Origin of the sequence: Sphingomonas larreae, assembly GCF_051400595.1 — a bacterium.
GTDB lineage: Bacteria > Pseudomonadota > Alphaproteobacteria > Sphingomonadales > Sphingomonadaceae > Sphingomonas.
Genome location: NZ_JBLFFI010000002.1, coordinates 428,619 through 445,503, shown reverse-complemented (window position 1 = coordinate 445,503; position 16,885 = coordinate 428,619). Strand labels below are relative to the sequence as shown.

Here is a 16,885-nt window from a genome sequence, read left to right as displayed (position 1 = left end):
GACGCAGGGGGATGCCGCATCCTCGGCGAGCATCTGAGACCTACGCCGTCTGGTGCGTAGGGTCGGGCTACATAGGCCTCAGTCTCGGCCTAACAACTCACCCGTAAGGTCCTCAGTTCCCGCGGTTTTTGGCGTTAAAGCTGCGGGTCAATCGTCCCCATCGACCTTCATCCAGTAGGGCTTCTCGCCGGGCTTCGGCTGCGTCGCGGGATCACAGAGGACGACCACGCCGGCTGGATGAGCAACATGGTAGGCTCGGCCCTGCGGGTCGACGATCACGAGCATCCGGGCCCAGTCGTACGCATCCTCGACCAGGATGGGCGTGGAAGCGCTTGGAAGTACCACACGGACCAGCCGGCCCGCATCGATCTCCCGGCGGCACAGCATCGCGAGGTTCTGGCTCCAGGTGGCCTCAGAGGGCCCGGTGGGACGGATGTGCTGCTGGGCGGTGCGCACTTGAGCTAGTGCGCTCATCGGAATATCATCACACATTGGCGTGTAATCCGCGAGCGGGCAAGCTAAAGCAATCGGTCCGCGCGCTCTTGCAGAACACGCAGGACATCGACGCGAGCGTCTCGCGCACTTGCGACAGCATCTAGTATCGGCTTACCATCTTCAACAGGTGGCAGCGTTTGAAGCAATGAAGCCACTTTGACGATGTCGTCCTGGTAGCCCTGAACGACTTCAGCTTCACGCCCCGAAAGACGTAGTTTTATTCCTTCAAGCGCTTCGTTCTGCTCCTGTATGTTGGCCCGTATAGCCAGCACACGCTTACGCACCTCCGGGCTGTCAACGGAGATTGGCCCGGTTGGCCTTCCATCAACATCAACTGAAGCGGTTCGCACGTACACTCGGATGAACGCCCCTACTAACGGATCCAATTTGGCCGCCGCCTCGCGGAACACCGTAAGGTCCCCCTTCCGCTGCTCCTGCCGTGTCTCAAGTACGTGCGCGCCGTAGCCGCCCCCCACAGTGAGGGCCGCCGTAAAGATAGACGATGCGATGAACGCCATGGTCGCCCACGTGCGACTGACACCTCTCTGCGGGTTACCACCGCCTTGAGGTGTCGACGCATGTGGCCCGTTTTGTGCCAAAGCGTTCATTCCTCTCTCGGCCGCACCTGCATGGACGTGGACAATCCCGTGTGACTTTTCGCATTACGCACAGCCGTACATACGCGTTTCCAGGTATCCGCGTCCATCAGCGACATGGCCCCCTCGACTCGCTTCTTGACCTCGATGGTACAGGCATCGTTCGGCTTTGCGGCCGAGTTCACCACTATGGGCGCCGGTCGATGGGGCGTCTCGGCCGTCGCCGGATCAGTTCCCAATGTCAAGAGAGCAGCAATGGCAAGAGGCGCGATCGTAGAGCTGTACAGACGCTGAAAGCCGGCCGAATTTATATTCTGCGCAAGGTCAGGAACCAAGTCTCGGTGCTTCTCCAAGGCGGCCAATGCCTCATCGAAAGTCACACCCCCTTCTCGCCGCCCCTCCTCGTATAAAGCAAGGACTCCGGCAACGTAGTTCACGAAGGTTTGAATGTTGAAATCATCGAGAGTGCTGAAGTCGTCTTTTGTTGTCTTCAACCTCGCCGCATACTCTCCTTGAAATATGTATTGATCATACGCGGCGCGGACGACCTGCTCACGTAAACTCTGCTCTAGAGCCGCAATCGGGTTTGGTGTGCCTAAGCGCGCGCGCAATTCTGCCGGTAGAGAGCCCCGCGTTCGCTTCGCGATCCAGTTGACACGACGGACAGGCAGACGCTCACCATCATAGCAGCTTTTCCAAGCCACATAGGTGGGCGGCCCCACTAACTCTCCGAAGAGCACTTGATCATCAAAACCGCGGCCTGGAACAACGATTAAGGTTCCGGGCTGAAGGGTGTAGTACAGGGCTTCGATGGCGCCAGCGTACCGGCCAAGGCGTCGACCGTGGGTCTTGGTAGAATAGTCCCCTGCATGCCTGCTTGGTGATGGACCTATTGATCTTCGATCAAGCCACTCGCGAACAGCGATGGACTTGACGATCTCCTCCCTCAACGCCTGACGCTGCGGCAACTTGCGGAAGTCGAGGCTCAGATCAGGAAAGTCGAGGAAAACCGAACTTCGATCCAAAAACTGATCGTACAGACGATAGTCTCGTCCGGGTTGAACGACATATATCCGCTCGCCGTCCTCCACGACGCGCGTAACGATGTCGATCTCTACGGGTTCACCCCGCCCGGACGCTGTTTTCTTCATCGTTTTCAATCGCTACCCCACGTATCTGACCCGGCGCAAGGGGGCATGAGCGCCACACGATCATGTTGCACAGGCTACCTCAAAGAGTCGCGGAATATCCGATCCATTGCGCTCCAAAGGTACGCGGTGGCGCCTATGAGCGCTTTGGGTGTTACAGGGTCAGACCGGCACAGGCAGTCCGCAGCGAAACCGCCAGTTGCGAACGCGATCCGCCGAGATGCCAATGGGCTCCCCCCGGCCGGCGGAAGGGGACCCGCGGGGGACCCAGGGGGACCCGAAGGGGACCCAGGCGGGGCGATGGCTCGGAGGGTCGAAGTGGCCGAGCCGTGGAGCACTGGTCCTGGTGTGGGAGCCCACTCGCTCCTCTAGGCGCCATTGGGGTCCGGCCTGCACCCGCCTGCTCCTCACGGGAGACATTAGGTCCCTTCAATCCCAGCCGATGGCTCTTGACAGGCTCATACATAACCGCCTAACGCTCGTCAGAGAGTTTTGAACAGGCGCTGAAATGACCGATCGAGCCGTTGCCTATTACCGCGTCAGCACCGCCCGCCAGGGTGCGTCAGGGCTTGGCCTGGACGCCCAGCGGGTTGCCGTTGAGGCGCTGTGTGCCGCACGAGGGTGGGACCTGATCGCTCCTCCCTTCCAGGAGGTTGAGAGCGGCAAGCGCGACGATCGGCCGGAATTGCTGAAGGCGCTGGACCGAGCCAAGCTCACCGGCGCCCGGCTGGTCATCGCAAAGCTGGACCGACTCTCCCGTGACGCGGCCTTCCTGCTCACGCTCCAGAACAGCGGTGTTCGCTTCGTGGCAGCAGACATGCCGGACGCCAACGACCTCACCGTGGGCATCATGGCCCTCGTGGCCCAGCAAGAGCGGCAGGCGATCTCCCGCAGGACCAAAGAGGCCCTTACGGCCGCCAAGGCCCGCGGGCAGCGCCTGGGCAACCCCAACGGTGCCGCGGCCTTCCGCCGGGCCGCCAAGGGCAACACAGCGGCCCTCGACGCCGTCCGGGCGGGCGCCTCCGATCGCGCCGAGAGCCTCCGCGGGACTGTCGAGGCCCTCAAGGCGGACGGGGTGACGTCCATGGGCGGCATCGCAGCGGCCCTCAACTCGCAAGGGATCGTGACGGCTCGTGGGGGCAAGTGGCACGCCTCATCCGTGCGGAACCTCCTGGGACGCCTTCAAGGCGCCAGCGAGGGCCGCCAGTGACCTCTGCGGCTCTCAAGTGGACCAAGCGTGTCCTGCCGATCGCCAAGATTGAGAAACGGCGGGACTTCCAGTTGCGCGTGAACGGCACCAGCCCGCAGCACGTCACCAAGCTCATGCGCGAGATGCAAGCCGGCCAGAAGCTGCCCGCGGTGAAGGTTGCTCTCGTAAACGGCGGCCACTTCCTCGTTGACGGTTTCCACCGCCTGGAAGCGCACAAGCGGAACCAGGAGCAGCACATCGATGCCCTCGTGGCGCACATGGACCTGAAGCAGGCCCTTCAGGAAGCGCGGCTCGCGAACACCGGCCACGGCAAGCCGCTCTCGCGGGCCGATCGCAACGCCATCTGGGAGGCGCATGTTGCCGCGGGGGAACACCGAGGGCCTGACGGGGTCCTCAAGTCCCCGCGGGCTCTCGCGGCAGAGCTGCACAACATCCTCAGCCGGGAGACCATCCGCCAGCGCTTGAGGGAGATGGGACTGGAGGCCGAGCTGGAGCCCGTAAAGGCTTGGGGCCCTGCGGAGCCCGACGCGGCTGCGCTGGCCGCGGAGCGACGCGAGGAGGCGGATGACCTCGTCCTGCGCCTCGGGGGCCTACTGGTGGCTATGGGTGACGGCGAGGACCGGCGGGAGGTGCTGGAGGCCCTGCGGGGGATCGTGGGTGCCGTTGAGGCCGGCGAGGTCCCTGCCGCTCTTCAGGACCTGTCGGCCACCTACGCGGCCCAGCTCGGGATCGAGTAGCTTGGAGTGCTTGGCGGGCCGGCGAGGGCCTCCGAAGGGTGACAAGTTTGCCATGCGGGGAGTAGCTAACTCCCGCCGATCGAGACAGCGATGCGCCTACTCGTTCCCGGCGCGATCGAGGTCGGAGCGCACCTCATCGATAAACTCGCGAGCGGCGGCCGAGAACGAGGCCAATGCCCGGTTCGCCGCATCCATTCCGTCAATGACCTGGGCCAGGACCCAGAAGAAGCCCATGAGGGCGGTTCGGACATCGCGTGGAGTCACATCTAGGTCATCGCTCACCTTCGGGTGCATGAGCCGGTTCCGGGTCTCGACTGCCGCGAGAAGAAGCGTCCACCCCGCCTCCGTGAAATCCGGTGTGTACTCGGGAGCGATCTTCTGGAGCGAGCGGACCGCCAAACGGAGGGAGGTGCTCAGAGGCAAGTATCTCAATTGGGTGCGTATGACTCCGGTCGAGGACACGGTGTAGCTCTCCTCTCGAAGCGCGGCGTCCTCCAGCGCAGTTAAAGCTTCGAAGTCTTCGAGCGCCGTTCGAACGTGCTCCCGGAACACCCACGAGACCCCTTCTAGTGCTGCGAAGACCGTGCGGACCGTCTCCCTTCGGTGCTGCTCGCTATTTTCCCCTGCGATCCGCTCCTGAGCTGCCGATACGTCCATCAGCAAGGTACGGATGAAGCCACGGCGAACGTCCTCGGCGTCGTCCTTCGCGTGCGTGCTGTGCTTAGTACTCACTTGCCCCCCTATGCTCCTCAAGGGGTACACGGCCGCATAGCGAATTGGGATAGTTGAGCTACGCTCCTCCGTCCGTCACCAGCCCGATCCTCTCGACGGCCTCGCGTCCTCGCTGCGACACCCAAAGGGTCACGCCGTACCCGGAGCCGTCGTCGGGGCGCTCGATCACCAGCGCCGGCCCATGCTGGTCCCCCGCGAGCGCATCGATGTCTCGCCGGACCGTGCCGTCCTCGGAGTCCACGCCGATCCAGAGGCGCTTGTATGTCACGGGCTCGTGCTCGGCGATGTAGAACAGGACCTGCAAGCGCCGCGCGGGGTACCGAGGACCCAGGTACTCCGCCGCGGCCTCAAGAGCGCGTAGCTGCCGCCGCAGGAGCATCGCTGCTTCGTCCGTGTCCATTGTTTCCCCCAAGTGCCCGCCGTCACGCTACCGGCGTCGCAGGCCAGGCCACAACGGCATCCCCGATCTGTCGACGGTCTACACACGCTGATCGTCGAGACATCACACGAGGGTCTTGCGTACACAACCTGAACAGGTTGTGCGCGCCGGCCGCGGCGATCTCGAGCGCGCGCTTGGCGGTCTCCTGCCCACGCACCTGGCGCAGGTCGGGTCCGTCGCGATGCTCTATCACCTCGCCCGGTCGCGGCATCGCCAGCAGCTGTCGTCCGCGTAGGTGGCTGAGCAGCGCGAGCAGGTCGGGCGCGGCGAGCACCTCGAGCTGCCCGCCCCAGGCCGCCTCGCTGCCCTGCGCCGCCGGACAGATCAGGCCCTTCCCCATCGCGCCGGCGTGAAGCGCGGCGAGCAGGACGCCCGGGGACGGCGCCAGCCGTCCGTCCAGCCCGAGTTCGCCGACAACCACGTAATTCGCCAGCGCCTCCGCATCGATCACCTCCATCGCGGCGAGCAGGGCCAACGCGATCGGCAGATCGAAGTGCGAGCCTTCCTTGGGCAGATCCGCCGGCGACAGGTTTACCGCGATCCTTTTGGGCGGCATCGACAGGCCCATCGCAGCGATCGCGCCGCGCACACGCTCGCGGCTCTCCCCCACTGCCTTGTCGGCGAGCCCGACGAGGTTGAACGCGGGCAGCCCGGGAATGAGCTGCACCTGCACCTCCACCCCGCGCGCCTCGAGCCCGAGATAGGCCAGGGTGGAAACGATCGCGACCATGACCCGCGAGACCGCGCCACGCACCGCTCTGTCAACGCGGCGCCGCCGCCTCGCTGACCCACCGTGGCCGATGCCCCAGGTGTCGCCGCCCGCGTTGACTTTCGTACGTCATTCGCTTAGCGGCCACGATCATCCGGGCCGTCCACGTGGCGGCCCTTTGCCATTCGAATTCGGGAAATGACACATGAAGCGGACCTTTCAGCCGAGCAATCTGGTGCGCGCCCGCCGTCACGGCTTCCGCGCGCGGATGGCCACGGTCGGCGGCCGGTCGGTGATCCGGGCGCGTCGCGCGCGCGGCCGCAAGAAGCTGTCGGCGTAATCGAGCGCTCTGCCGGCCCGGAGCCAACAATGGCTGTGGGCCGGATGACGAAGCGGTCGGACTATCTGGCCGCCAATGCCGGGCGTCGTGCGCCGATGCCCGGCTTCGTGCTGCTGGTAAAACCGCGCGACGATGGCGACACCAGCATGCGGCTCGGCATCACCGTCACCAAGAAGGTGGGCAATGCGGTGGTGCGCAACCGCATCAAGCGGCGCTTCCGTGCCCTGGCGCGCGAGGTCCTGCCCCAGCACGGGACGGCAGGCGCCGACCACGTCCTGATCGGCCGACTCGCCGCGAAGGACCGCGACTGGGCGCAGCTCGGCGCCGACCTCACCCGGGCGCTGGCGAAGACACGCAAGTGATCGCGCGCGCGCTGATCCTCGCTGCGCGCGCCTGGCAGCTGGGGCCGTCGCTGGTGCTGCCGCCCTCGTGCCGCTTCCAACCATCATGTTCCGCCTATGCAATCGAGGCGCTTGGCCGCTATGGCGCGGTCAAGGGCGGGTGGCTGGCGATGCGGCGGATCGCGCGCTGTCACCCCTGGGGCGGGCACGGCCATGATCCGGTGCCATAAGGAAAGCTTGGGACGCCTGTGAAGGACGAGAGCAAGAACTTCGTGCTGTTCGCGGTGATCGCCGCGCTCATCCTGTTCGGATGGCCGCTGGTGCAGAACCGCTTCTTCCCGACGGCGAACCCGCCTGCGACCAAGGTCGAGCAGGGCAAGTCGCGCGCCTTGCCGCAACCCGGCGCCGACCCCACCGCCGACTCGCCCGCGGCGCTGCGCGACCGTCAGCAGGTGCTGGCGGAGAGCCCGCGCGTCCGCATCGAGACGCCCGCGCTCAAGGGCTCGATCAACCTCAAGGGCGCGCGGATCGATGATCTGGTGCTGACGCGCTACAACGAGACGGTCGCGAAGGACTCGCCGCCGATCCGCCTGTTCTCACCCGCGGGCACGCAGGACGCCTATTTTGCCGCTTTCGGCTGGCGCGACGAGGGGCTGCGTCCCCCCGCCGCTGACGCGGTGTGGACGGCCTCCGCGCCCGTGCTCACCCCAGGAACGCCGGTGACGCTCACCGCCAGCAACGCGCAGGGCCAGCGCTTCGCAATCGAACTGGCGGTCGACAACGACTATCTTTTCACGGTCAAGCAGACCGTCGCCAACGCCGGCAGCGGCGCGGTGCCAGTCGCGGCCTATGGTCTCGTCAACCGCATCGGCGTGTCCAAGGACCCGGACAGCTGGACGATCCACACCGGTCCGATGTCCGTCAACAACGGCGCCGCACACTATAACCCCAACTTCAAGGACCTCGCCTCGGGGCCTGCGCGCTTCACCAGCAACGGCGGCTGGCTCGGCTTTACCGACAAATATTGGCTTGCCGCGATGGTGCCCGACCAGGGCCGCGCGTTCGACGGCCAGTTCCGCGCCGGGCCGAACCAGAGCTACCAGGCCGATTTCACCACCGCGCCGCAGCTGCTGCCGCCCGGCCGCCAGCTGAGCCAGACCGCCAAGCTGTTCGCCGGCGCCAAGGAAGTGAAGCTGCTCGACCGCTACACCGACACCGGCGCGGTGACGAAGCTGGACTATGCGATCGACTGGGGCTGGTTCCGGCTCGTCGAGAAGCCGATCTTCTACTACCTCGACCTGCTCTTCCGCCTCGTCGGCAATTTCGGCGTCGCGATCATCCTCCTGACGCTGACGATCCGGCTGCTCGTCTTCCCGATCGCGCAGCGCCAGTTCGCCAGCATGGCGGCGATGCGCGCGCTCCAGCCCAAGATGAAGGCGATCCAGGAGCGCTACAAGGACGACAAGCAGCGCCAGCAGCAGGAGATCATGGCGCTGTACAAGGCGGAGAAGGTCAACCCGCTGGCGGGCTGCCTGCCGACGCTGATCCAGATCCCGATCTTCTATGCGCTCTACAAGGCGCTGCTGCTGACGATCGAGATGCGTCACCAGCCGTTCGCGCTGTGGATCAAGGACCTTTCCGCGCCCGATCCGGCGACGATCCTCAACCTGTTTGGCTATATCCCGATCACGCTGCCCCATTTCCTCGCCATCGGCGTGGTGCCCGTGCTGCTGGGCATCTCGATGTTCTTCCAGTTCCGGCTCAACCCGGCGCCGATGGACGACGCGCAGAAGCAGGTGTTCGCGATCCTGCCGTGGGTGCTGATGTTCGTGATGGCGCCGTTCGCGGTCGGGCTGCAGATCTACTGGATCACCACCAACTGTATCTCCATCCTGCAGCAGAAGTGGCTCTACAGCCGCCACCCGCAGCTCAAGCAGGCGCCGGCCAAGTGAGCGAGCACGGCGCCACCTTCGACGAGGAGCTGATCGAGGCGGCGCGTAAGCGCTTCGCCGGCCCGGTGGAGTTCCTGAAGTCGGCGCCCGCGCTCGAGTACCTCCCGCCGGCGGAGATGCCCGAGGTGGCATTCGCCGGGCGCTCGAACGTCGGCAAGTCATCGCTGCTCAACGCGCTGGTCGGCCGCAAGGCGCTGGCGCGCACCTCGGTCACGCCGGGTCGGACGCAGGAGCTGAACTTCTTCGACGTCGGCGAGCCGGCGGTGTTCCGGCTGGTCGACATGCCCGGCTACGGCTTCGCCAAGGCGCCCAAGGACGTCGTCAAGAAGTGGCGCTTCCTGGTGAACGACTATTTGCGCGGGCGGCAGGCGCTCAAGCGCGCGCTGGTGTTGATCGACAGCCGCCACGGCATCAAGGAGGTCGACCGCGAGGTGCTCGCGATGCTCGACAAGGCGGCGGTGAGCTACCGGCTGGTGCTGACCAAGGCGGACAAGGTCAAGGCGACCGATCTCGCCGAGGTCACCACGCGCACCGAGGAGGAAGCGCGCAAGCGACCGGCCGCGCACCCGCAGATCCTGACGACCTCGAGCGAGACCGGGCTCGGCATGGCCGAGCTGCGCGCCGCGGTGATCGAGTCGCTCGGCTGATCGGCGCTGCGGCCGGTGCCTCAGTGCGTCCGCGCGCGCTCCAGCGCGGCTGCGATCTGGCGCCGCAGCAGCTCGGAACGACTCGGCACCGGCGCGGGCGAGCCGAACACCAGCCGTGGCGCCGACACGAAGGCGGGCACGCGCGCGGCCAAATCGGCGGTGCAGGGCAGCGAGGCGAGTGGGTCGTACATCATCGATGGTAACCTCCGGCCGGATGCGGCCGCGCCCGTCCTACTTCCGCTGTCGCTGCCGCCCGCTCTACGAGCTCGGTTAATTGGCCGCTCACCCGACGATGCGCCGCGCGCGATTGCCCTACCCGCCGCTCGCCTCTAACCCGGTGGCATGAAGCTGATCATCGGCAACAAAGCCTATTCGTCCTGGTCGTTGCGCGGCTGGCTGGCGTGTCGCCAGTCGGGGCTGCCGTTCGAGGAGGTGGTCGTCCCGCTGTACGACGACGCCTGGGACAAGCGCCGCGAAGGTGCCGAGTTCGCGCCCTCCTCGGGCAAGGTACCGATCCTGTGGGACGGCGAGGCCGTGGTGTGGGACAGTCTCGCGATCGTCGACTATCTCGCGGACAAGATCGGTCGCGCACGCTTCTGGCCCGAAGACGAGGCCGCGCGCGCGATGGCGCGGTCAATGGCGGCCGAGATGCACTCCAGCTTCGTCGCGCTGCGCCGCAAGCACAGCATGAACGTCCGCCAGACCTACCCGCCGATCGCCCCTGATGCCGATGTGGCTGCCGACCTGATGCGGCTGTTCGAACTATGGGCCCAGGCGCGTGCACGATTCGGCGGCAGCGGCGACGGCGACTTCCTGTTCGGCCAGTTTGGCGCGGCAGACATCATGTTTGCGCCCGTGTGTACGCGGATCGTCACCTACGCGCTGCCCGCGCCCCGCTTCGCCGTCGCCTACATAGAAGCGGTTTTGCGCCATCCCTTCCTGCAGGACTGGATCGCCGCGGCGCAGGAAGAGGAATGGGTGATCGAGCGCTTCGAGCAGCCGGCCGCCTAGTGTGCGCGGTCCTCGTCCGGCTGCGGCGCCGTCTCGTAGCCGCGCTCCGGATGCCACCGCATCGCCACATCGGGATAATGGACCGGCGAGCGCTCAGGCAGGCTGACCGCAAACAGCACGCAGGGCGAGTCGCTCTCGTTGCGCATGTGATGCGCGTTCGCCTGGCCCTTGCGGAAGGTCGCGACATCACCTGCACGCATCGGATGGCACCCGTCGTCGTCGATCAGCACCGCCTCGCCCGCGAGCACCACCACCACTTCGTCCTCGCGCTCGTGCCAGTGCCGCAGCGACGAGCAGCCGCCCGGCGGCACGGTGACGTGCGTCGCGACGAAGTCGGACAGTCCGCCCGCTTCCGACACAAGGCGCGCCACTCGATCGGCGGTGCTCGCCGCGACGGCCGGCGGATAGTCGCTGCCACGTTTCACGGGCGCGTGCTCGATGTCGATTTTGGGCATAAGGAGTTCCTCGCGTGACCGATGTGGTGGAACTCGCCAGTGCGCTGATCGCTGCCGACAGCATCACGCCCGCGCGCGGCGCGGTGTTCGACGTCCTTGAGGCGGCATTGCTGCCGCTCGGCTTCGCGGTGGAGCGGCTCGTGTCGGGCGAGGCGCCGGACGGTCCGGTGGAGAATTTGCTCGCCACCCGTGGTGCTGGCCGGCATCTCGGCTTCGCCGGACACGTCGACGTCGTTCCACCCGGCGAAGGCTGGAGCGCGGGTCCGTTCGAGCCGATCATCGTCGACGGTGCGCTACATGGCCGCGGCGCTGTCGACATGAAGGGCGCGGTCGCCGCCTTCGTCGCCGCCGCGGCACGCGTACCGGCGGATGCCGGACAGCTCACGCTGATCATCACCGGCGACGAGGAAGGGCCCGCCACCTTCGGCACCGTTGCGCTGATCGAGCGGATGCGCGCGCGCGCCCTGCTGCCCGATCTGTGCCTCGTCGGCGAGCCCACCTCGGTCGCGGCGCTGGGGGACATGGTGAAGATCGGACGGCGCGGCTCGGTCAACATCTGGATCGAGGTCCCCGGCCGGCAGGGGCATGTCGCTTATCCGCATCTGGCGGACAACCCGATCCCCCGGCTCGTGGCCGCGCTCGCCGACCTCGACGCCTTGGTGCTCGATGAGGGCAGCGCCTGGTTCCAGCCGTCCAACCTCGAGATCACCGATTTGTCCGTCGGCAACACCGCGACCAACGTGATCCCGGCGCGCGCACATGCGCGGCTGAGCATCCGCTTCAACGATCTCCACCGCGGCGCTGACCTCGTCGCGCGGGTCGAGGCGATCGTGCGCACGCACGCGCCGGAGGCAGTCGTAACCGCCCGCATTTCGGGCGAGGCGTTCCTCACCGAGCCGGGCGCGCTCTCCGCGCTCGTGTCGGACGCGATCGCGGAGGTGACCGGCCGCACGCCCGAGCTCTCTACCACCGGCGGCACCTCCGACGCGCGCTTTCTGCGTGCGCTATGCCCAGTGGTCGAGTTCGGCCTGCTGAACGCCACGATGCACAAGGCCGATGAGGCGGTGGCTCTCGACGACCTTCGCCAGCTCGTCTCGATCTATGAACGCGTGATCCGCCGCGCGCTGGCGGCGTGATCCACAATAGTCAGCGCTTGCGCCGCAGGATCACGTAGAGCGCACCTGCCCCGCCATGGCGCGGGTGCGCGTTGCGGACCGCGGCGATCGCCGCGGCATGGCGTGACAGCTGGAGCCAGTCGAACACCGCTGCGCGGATCGCCCCGCGCGCGTGCGGGCGCTGGCTCTCGGGACGGGGCGGCTTGCCCGTCACCAGCAGCACCACGCGCTCGCCGCGCGCGATCGCCTGCCCCAGCCCGGCGTCCAGCGCAGCATGTGCCGAAGCGAGCGTATGGCCGTGCAGGTCGATCGTGCGCTCGGGTGCGACATGACCCGTGGCGAGCCGGCGGTCCCAGCCGCGGTCGAGCGTGTCGCCCGGCCCCCGCGCCGGCGGCCGCGACGTAGGGCTCAGCGGCGCAGCGGCAGGGGCGCGCGCGGGCGCCTGTGGCTCGGCCGGTAGCGGCGTCTTGACCGCAGGCGCGCTCTGCCGGCCGGGCAGCGCGCGCACCGTGGCGCGCACCCGCGCCCACAACGCCTCTTCGTCAGCGCCGAGGCGTCGTCCCGCCACCGGCGCCTCCTGCGGCGCGGCGCGCCACCCAGCGATCATAGCTGCCGACCGGTAGCAGGAGGAAGGCGGTCCCCCGCGCGCTCATCCCGCCGGCAGTCGCGCGCGCCTCTTCGCCCGCTCCCCAGAAGGTATCGACGCGATTGGCGCCCTTGATCGCGCCGCCGGTATCCTGCGCCACCCACACCCCGTTCGCATCGGTGCGATCCATCGACAGAAAGATGGGCGCGCCCAGCGGGATGAAGCGCGGATCCGCCGCGACAGTGACGCCGCCGGTCACCGGCAGCCCCAGGGCGCCGAGCGGCGGGTCATCGAGCTCGCGGAAGAACACGTAGCTCTTGTTCTCGCGCATGATCGCGCGGCCTTCTTCGGGGTGCGCGTGAAGCCAGGCGACGATGCCCTGCATCGACGACTGCCCTGGCCCGAGCAGTCCGCGACTCTTCATCAGCGCGCCGATGCCGGTGTAGCCGCGGCCGTTCTGCGTGTCATAGCCGATCCGCAGCAGCGAGCCATCGCGCATGCGGACCAGCCCCGATCCCTGCACTTGGAGGAAGAACAGTTCCACCGGGTCGACCGCGTAACCAAGCACGCGCGCGCGCCCCTCGATCGCGCCCTGCTCGATCGCGGCGCGATCGTAATACGGGACCAGCTTGCTACCATCGACCCGTCCGCGGATCTTCTTGCCCGCGAGTGTGTCGACGAAGGCGCCGAGGTCGACGTCGATGAGATCGTTGGGGCGCGCGTAGATCGGGGCATAGCCGGGACGCGGCTCGCGCGCGCCCGCGATCTCCGGAATGAAATAGCCGGTGGCGAAGGCACGGCCGTCGCCGACCTGCACCGCTTCGAACCAGCGCTGGAAGAACGTGACCGCCTCGCGGTCCGCTACTGTGCCGGCGGCATCGCAGGCAGGTTGCCAGTCCGCGCCGATCGTCAGCCCGCTCGCGTCGGTGCGCCGCACCAGGCTCGGGCAGCTCAACCGGAACGCGGCGAGCGCCGCCGCCGCCTGCTCGCGCTCGAGCGGCAACGTGCTGACCGCCGGCCCGCGGACGATGCCGTTGGCGGAGGCGCTCACGGCGCCCGGCACGGTGATCCCCGGTACCCCCGCAAGCGGCGTTGCGGCAACGGGCGCGCGTGCGGGACGATCGGTCGGATACGACACCCGCGGTGCAGGACGCTGCGAAGCAGGCCTGGAAGGCGCAACGGCGGGGCGGCTGGCGCTCGTTCGCGGGGGGGCCGGTCGCTCGCCCGGGCCAACGCACGCCGCCACCGCCATCGCGCTCGCCAGCGCGAGCGCTCCCCGTATCCGCATTACGCCCCTTCCCCTAACGTCCCGTCACGCTTGCCGTGAGGCCGGGCTCACGCCTCGTCGGTGTCCGCCAGGATCCAGTTCGGATCCGCGTTCTTCACTGTGCGCACGAACGTCCATACGTCGTGGGTCTCAACCGCGTCGCTGGTCGAACCGGCGACAACATTGCCCTCTGCGTCGCGGGTGACCGCCGCAATATCGGCATCGAATCGCACGGCCACGCGTGCCTCGCCGCCGGCAACCCCGGCGGAGGCGATGCTGGCACGCTCGATCGAGATCAGCCGATTGTCGAGCACGTGACCCGCCGACTGGCGCAGCTCGATCGCCTCCTGGAACGCGCCGAGCACGTCGGCGCTCACCAGCCCGCGCAGTGCCTCGACGTCGCCGCGCCAATAGGCTTCCAGGACCATCCGGTAGGCCGACTTGGCGCCCTCCAGGAAGCGGTTCACGTCGAACTGCGGTTCCGCCGCGACCAGCGCGCGCAGCCCCGGCTCGGTGCCGCTGTCGAACGGGCGCGATACCGGCTCGCGCACCTCCGGCGTGATGTCGACGGTACGCGGCAGCGCAGCGGTGCCGACTCGTTCCTCCGCCGGCTTTGGCAAGGGCTGCTCGTGACCCGAGCGTTTGCCAAGCACCGAATAGAGGCGCAGCGCCAGAAAGCCGGCGACCATGGCGAGCAGGACTACGTAGAACACGGCAACTCCAGACGGCTGGTCTGCGAAAACTCGACATCGTACATAGGCATGACGGCGCCGAACATCAAACTGCCCTCTGTCAAATCGCCAGAGCGGCGATTGTATCCCGTGAACCGCGCTGCTAACCGCCGCTGACACTCGCGCCCGGCCTCACAGCGGCGCGCGCGCGGCCAGGTTTGTGAAGGGACGGACGATGGATCAACAGGACAATATCGGCGGCGAGCCGCTCGCCAATGGCGCCGACAACGGCCCGGCGGCGGGCCTGATCTCGCAATATGTCAAGGATCTCTCGTTCGAGAACCCGAGCGCGCCGGCGATCTACCAGGAGCCGAACCCGCCCGAGATCAACGTGCAGTTCGACATCGGCGCGGCGCAGGTGGGCGAGGAAGTCCATGAAGTGACGCTCAAGATCGAAGTGCGCGCGACCACCGCGGGCAAGACCGCCTTTATCGCCGAACTGTCCTATGCCGGATTGTTCGGGCTGCGCAACGTGCCGGCAGAGCACGTCCAGCCGTTCCTGCTCGGCGAAGGGCCGCGGCTGCTCTTCCCGTTCGCCCGCCGTGTCATCGCCGACGCGATCCGCGACGGCGGCTTCCCGCCGCTGCTGCTGGAGCCGATCGACTTCAATGCCTTGTTCCTTCAGCAGGCGCAGGCGCAGGGCGTGTCGTTCAGCGGCGAGGTGGGTCAGGCTTGAGGCCGTAGCGATGCTCCTGTGCGCGCAGGAGCCCGGGTCGGTGAGCGCGGTTCCCGACATCCTGGGCTCTCGCGTCGCCGGAAGTAAGAGCGGCTGCTGACGCTATGAACCTCGCCAAAGCGCTCGGATCGGTCGGTGGGCTGACGCTCGCCAGCCGCGTGCTCGCGTTGGTGCGCGACACACTGCAGGCGAGCTATGTCGGCGCAGGCTTCGCGTCCGACGCCTTTTTCGTCGCCTTTCGCCTTCCGAACATGTTCCGCGCCCTGTTCGCCGAGGGTGCTTTCTCCGCCGCATTCATCCCGCTGTTCAACCGCAAGGTGGCGGAGGGCGGCGGAACGCCGGCGGGGGTCGACTTCGCCGAGCGCGCGCTGGCGGTGCTGTTCCCGGTGCTGCTGGTCTTTACCGCCGCGATGCTGGCGGCCGCCTGGCCGATCACCTGGGCGCTGTCTGGTGGGTTCGACCGGCAACAGCCGACTGCCGACCAGTTCGCCTTCGCGGTGATGCTGTCGCGCTTCACCATCCCCTATCTCATGCTGATCTCGCTGGTCTCGCTGCTGGGCGGCATCCTCAACTCGCTCAACCGTTTCTGGGTCAACGCCGCGGCGCCGATCCTGCTCAACGTGGCGATGGTCGGCGCGCTGATCTTCTTCCACGGCGAGGACTCCTATGCGACCGCGCGCGTCCAGGCGATCTCGGTCACCGTCGGTGGCGCGCTCCAGCTCGCCTGGCTGTGGTGGGCGTGCCGCCGGGCGGGCGTGTCGCTGCGTATGCGCCGACCGCGCATCGACGATGACGTCAAGCGGCTGCTCAAGCTGATCGTTCCCGCCGCCGCGGGCGCGGGCGCGGCGCAGGTCAATCTCGCGATCTCCACCGCGCTGGCCGGAGGCCTGCTCTCCGCCGGCTCGATCTCGGCGATTTATTATGCCGACCGGCTCAACCAGCTGCCGCTCGGCATGATTGGCATCGGACTCGGCACCATCCTGCTGCCGGTGGTCTCGCGCTTGCTCAGCGAGGGCCGCGACGCCGAAGCGATGGAGATGCAGAACCGCGGGCTTGAGCTCGCCTTGTTCCTTACCCTCCCCGCGACCGCCGCCTTCGTCTTCGCTGCCGAGCCGATTGTCCGTGGCCTGTTCCAACATGGCGCCTTCGACGCGCGGGACAGCGTCCGCGCAGCGCAGGCGCTCGCCGCCTTCTCACTCGGCCTGCCCAGCTACGTGTTGGTAAAGGTGCTCACCCCCGGCTTTTACGCGCGCGCCGACACGCGCACGCCGGTGCGGCTGGCGCTCTACTCGGTCGCGCTCAACCTCGTCGGCAACCTCATCCTGATCCCGACGCTGGCGCATTGGAACATCGGCCAGATCGGCCCGCCGCTTGCCACCGCGCTGGCGTCGACGGTCAACGTCGTCTCGCTGTACGTCGTGCTGGCGCGGCGCGGCCATTTCGCGCTCGATCCGCAGCTCAGGCGCAAGGTGCCGCGGCTCGCGCTCGCCGCGCTGCTGATGGGCGGCGCGCTGCTGCTGGTGACCCCGCTGGTCGATCCCTATCTCACCGGCAACCTCGCGGTGCGTGGCGCCGCTTTGACGGTACTGGTCGGCGCCGGCGTGGCGATCTACGTGCTCGCCTGTTTCGCCACGGGCGCGTTCCGCATGTCCGACCTTCGCTCCCTCCTCCGTCGCAGAGCCTCGTCCCGATGACCCA

At 67.4% G+C, this 16,885-nt stretch carries 21 protein-coding genes and 1 pseudogene; 11 read left to right on the top strand and 11 right to left on the bottom strand.

Annotated elements, in window-relative coordinates:
* Positions 1–147 precede the first annotated feature (147 nt).
* The 3 genes from ACMGDM_RS10290 to ACMGDM_RS10280 form a co-directional block, all read right to left on the bottom strand.
* Entirely contained in the window at positions 148–474 is a 327-nt protein-coding gene (locus ACMGDM_RS10290; RefSeq protein WP_436804036.1) for a hypothetical protein, read from the bottom strand.
* Between the two features lie 44 nt (positions 475–518).
* Positions 519–1,013 carry a hypothetical protein gene (locus ACMGDM_RS10285; protein WP_436804035.1) on the bottom strand — a complete coding sequence of 165 codons (495 nt, stop codon included), beginning with the start codon at positions 1,011–1,013 and terminating at the stop codon, positions 519–521.
* An 86-nt stretch (positions 1,014–1,099) separates the two neighbouring features.
* Entirely contained in the window at positions 1,100–2,242 is a 1,143-nt protein-coding gene (locus tag ACMGDM_RS10280; protein ID WP_436804034.1) for a hypothetical protein, read from the bottom strand.
* Between the two features lie 505 nt (positions 2,243–2,747).
* Between ACMGDM_RS10280 and ACMGDM_RS10275 the strand changes: the two genes are divergently transcribed.
* Both ACMGDM_RS10275 and ACMGDM_RS10270 read left to right on the top strand, forming a co-directional pair.
* A complete protein-coding gene (locus tag ACMGDM_RS10275; protein WP_436804033.1) occupies positions 2,748–3,449 on the top strand; it encodes a recombinase family protein in 702 nt (233 codons plus the stop codon).
* A complete protein-coding gene (locus ACMGDM_RS10270; protein WP_436804032.1) occupies positions 3,446–4,186 on the top strand; it encodes a ParB N-terminal domain-containing protein in 741 nt (246 codons plus the stop codon). The genes ACMGDM_RS10275 and ACMGDM_RS10270 overlap by 4 nt, the downstream gene beginning before the upstream one ends.
* 96 nt (positions 4,187–4,282) lie before the next feature.
* Here the strand turns inward: ACMGDM_RS10270 and ACMGDM_RS10265 are convergent, their stop codons facing one another.
* From ACMGDM_RS10265 to ACMGDM_RS10255, 3 genes and pseudogenes are all read right to left on the bottom strand, one after another.
* Positions 4,283–4,918: a hypothetical protein gene (locus ACMGDM_RS10265; protein ID WP_436804031.1), complete on the bottom strand. Its 636-nt coding sequence runs from the start codon at positions 4,916–4,918 to the stop codon at positions 4,283–4,285.
* 58 nt (positions 4,919–4,976) lie between these two features.
* Positions 4,977–5,318: a hypothetical protein gene (locus ACMGDM_RS10260; RefSeq protein WP_436804030.1), complete on the bottom strand. Its 342-nt coding sequence runs from the start codon at positions 5,316–5,318 to the stop codon at positions 4,977–4,979.
* Between the two features lie 133 nt (positions 5,319–5,451).
* Positions 5,452–6,087: pseudogene (locus ACMGDM_RS10255) on the bottom strand (magnesium chelatase domain-containing protein); the annotation flags it as partial.
* Positions 6,088–6,271: 184 nt separating this feature from the next.
* On the opposite strand from ACMGDM_RS10255, the gene rpmH reads away from it, so the two are divergent.
* Genes rpmH through yihA form a run of 5 tightly spaced genes read left to right on the top strand, consistent with a single transcriptional unit; the run spans position 6,272 to position 9,346 of the window.
* A complete protein-coding gene (rpmH, locus tag ACMGDM_RS10250; RefSeq protein ID WP_076743215.1) occupies positions 6,272–6,406 on the top strand; it encodes a 50S ribosomal protein L34 in 135 nt (44 codons plus the stop codon).
* A 44-nt stretch (positions 6,407–6,450) separates the two neighbouring features.
* Positions 6,451–6,768 (top strand): ribonuclease P protein component, encoded by a 318-nt coding sequence (rnpA, locus tag ACMGDM_RS10245; RefSeq protein WP_436804029.1) that lies wholly within the window; start codon positions 6,451–6,453, stop codon positions 6,766–6,768.
* A complete protein-coding gene (gene yidD / locus ACMGDM_RS10240; protein ID WP_436804028.1) occupies positions 6,765–6,977 on the top strand; it encodes a membrane protein insertion efficiency factor YidD in 213 nt (70 codons plus the stop codon). Before rnpA ends, yidD begins: the two co-directional genes overlap by 4 nt.
* 18 nt (positions 6,978–6,995) lie before the next feature.
* On the top strand, positions 6,996–8,699 hold the full coding sequence (yidC, locus tag ACMGDM_RS10235; protein WP_436804027.1) for a membrane protein insertase YidC: 1,704 nt from the start codon (positions 6,996–6,998) through the stop codon (positions 8,697–8,699).
* Positions 8,696–9,346, top strand: coding sequence for a ribosome biogenesis GTP-binding protein YihA/YsxC (yihA, locus tag ACMGDM_RS10230; RefSeq protein WP_436804026.1), 651 nt, complete (start codon positions 8,696–8,698; stop codon positions 9,344–9,346). The genes yidC and yihA overlap by 4 nt, the downstream gene beginning before the upstream one ends.
* 20 nt (positions 9,347–9,366) lie before the next feature.
* On the opposite strand, the gene ACMGDM_RS10225 is transcribed toward yihA, so the two are convergent.
* Positions 9,367–9,540, bottom strand: coding sequence for a hypothetical protein (locus tag ACMGDM_RS10225; RefSeq protein ID WP_436804025.1), 174 nt, complete (start codon positions 9,538–9,540; stop codon positions 9,367–9,369).
* Between the two features lie 148 nt (positions 9,541–9,688).
* Here ACMGDM_RS10225 and ACMGDM_RS10220 point away from each other — a divergent pair, with 148 nt between their 5' ends.
* Positions 9,689–10,357, top strand: coding sequence for a glutathione S-transferase family protein (locus tag ACMGDM_RS10220; RefSeq protein ID WP_436804024.1), 669 nt, complete (start codon positions 9,689–9,691; stop codon positions 10,355–10,357).
* On the opposite strand, the gene ACMGDM_RS10215 is transcribed toward ACMGDM_RS10220, so the two are convergent.
* A complete protein-coding gene (locus tag ACMGDM_RS10215; RefSeq protein WP_436804023.1) occupies positions 10,354–10,812 on the bottom strand; it encodes a cupin domain-containing protein in 459 nt (152 codons plus the stop codon). The genes ACMGDM_RS10220 and ACMGDM_RS10215 overlap by 4 nt on opposite strands.
* A 14-nt stretch (positions 10,813–10,826) precedes the next feature.
* Here ACMGDM_RS10215 and dapE point away from each other — a divergent pair, with 14 nt between their 5' ends.
* Positions 10,827–11,948, top strand: a complete 1,122-nt coding sequence (gene dapE / locus ACMGDM_RS10210) for a succinyl-diaminopimelate desuccinylase (RefSeq protein WP_436804022.1) — start codon at positions 10,827–10,829, stop codon at positions 11,946–11,948.
* A 10-nt stretch (positions 11,949–11,958) separates the two neighbouring features.
* On the opposite strand, the gene ACMGDM_RS10205 is transcribed toward dapE, so the two are convergent.
* Genes ACMGDM_RS10205 through ACMGDM_RS10195 form a run of 3 tightly spaced genes read right to left on the bottom strand, consistent with a single transcriptional unit; the run spans position 11,959 to position 14,493 of the window.
* Positions 11,959–12,495, bottom strand: a complete 537-nt coding sequence (locus tag ACMGDM_RS10205) for a Smr/MutS family protein (RefSeq protein WP_436804021.1) — start codon at positions 12,493–12,495, stop codon at positions 11,959–11,961.
* Entirely contained in the window at positions 12,470–13,801 is a 1,332-nt protein-coding gene (gene mltA, locus ACMGDM_RS10200; protein ID WP_436804020.1) for a murein transglycosylase A, read from the bottom strand. Before mltA ends, ACMGDM_RS10205 begins: the two co-directional genes overlap by 26 nt.
* Before the next feature lie 47 nt (positions 13,802–13,848).
* A complete protein-coding gene (locus ACMGDM_RS10195; RefSeq protein WP_436804019.1) occupies positions 13,849–14,493 on the bottom strand; it encodes a Tim44/TimA family putative adaptor protein in 645 nt (214 codons plus the stop codon).
* Positions 14,494–14,686: 193 nt separating this feature from the next.
* On the opposite strand from ACMGDM_RS10195, the gene secB reads away from it, so the two are divergent.
* Entirely contained in the window at positions 14,687–15,187 is a 501-nt protein-coding gene (gene secB / locus ACMGDM_RS10190) for a protein-export chaperone SecB (RefSeq protein ID WP_436804018.1), read from the top strand.
* A 104-nt stretch (positions 15,188–15,291) separates the two neighbouring features.
* Positions 15,292–16,881, top strand: coding sequence for a murein biosynthesis integral membrane protein MurJ (gene murJ / locus ACMGDM_RS10185; RefSeq protein ID WP_436804017.1), 1,590 nt, complete (start codon positions 15,292–15,294; stop codon positions 16,879–16,881).
* Positions 16,882–16,885: the final 4 nt, after the last annotated feature.

Coding starts and splice junctions, on each gene's coding strand:
- ACMGDM_RS10225 (WP_436804025.1), bottom strand. CDS start 9,540: ATGATGTACGACCCACTCGCCTCGCTGCCCTGCACCGCCGATTTGGCC.
- murJ (WP_436804017.1), top strand. CDS start 15,292: ATGAACCTCGCCAAAGCGCTCGGATCGGTCGGTGGGCTGACGCTCGCC.
- secB (WP_436804018.1), top strand. CDS start 14,687: ATGGATCAACAGGACAATATCGGCGGCGAGCCGCTCGCCAATGGCGCC.
- rpmH (WP_076743215.1), top strand. CDS start 6,272: ATGAAGCGGACCTTTCAGCCGAGCAATCTGGTGCGCGCCCGCCGTCAC.
- ACMGDM_RS10215 (WP_436804023.1), bottom strand. CDS start 10,812: ATGCCCAAAATCGACATCGAGCACGCGCCCGTGAAACGTGGCAGCGAC.
- ACMGDM_RS10285 (WP_436804035.1), bottom strand. CDS start 1,013: ATGGCGTTCATCGCATCGTCTATCTTTACGGCGGCCCTCACTGTGGGG.
- ACMGDM_RS10220 (WP_436804024.1), top strand. CDS start 9,689: ATGAAGCTGATCATCGGCAACAAAGCCTATTCGTCCTGGTCGTTGCGC.
- ACMGDM_RS10275 (WP_436804033.1), top strand. CDS start 2,748: ATGACCGATCGAGCCGTTGCCTATTACCGCGTCAGCACCGCCCGCCAG.
- ACMGDM_RS10260 (WP_436804030.1), bottom strand. CDS start 5,318: ATGGACACGGACGAAGCAGCGATGCTCCTGCGGCGGCAGCTACGCGCT.
- ACMGDM_RS10290 (WP_436804036.1), bottom strand. CDS start 474: ATGAGCGCACTAGCTCAAGTGCGCACCGCCCAGCAGCACATCCGTCCC.
- mltA (WP_436804020.1), bottom strand. CDS start 13,801: ATGCGGATACGGGGAGCGCTCGCGCTGGCGAGCGCGATGGCGGTGGCG.
- ACMGDM_RS10280 (WP_436804034.1), bottom strand. CDS start 2,242: ATGAAGAAAACAGCGTCCGGGCGGGGTGAACCCGTAGAGATCGACATC.
- rnpA (WP_436804029.1), top strand. CDS start 6,451: ATGACGAAGCGGTCGGACTATCTGGCCGCCAATGCCGGGCGTCGTGCG.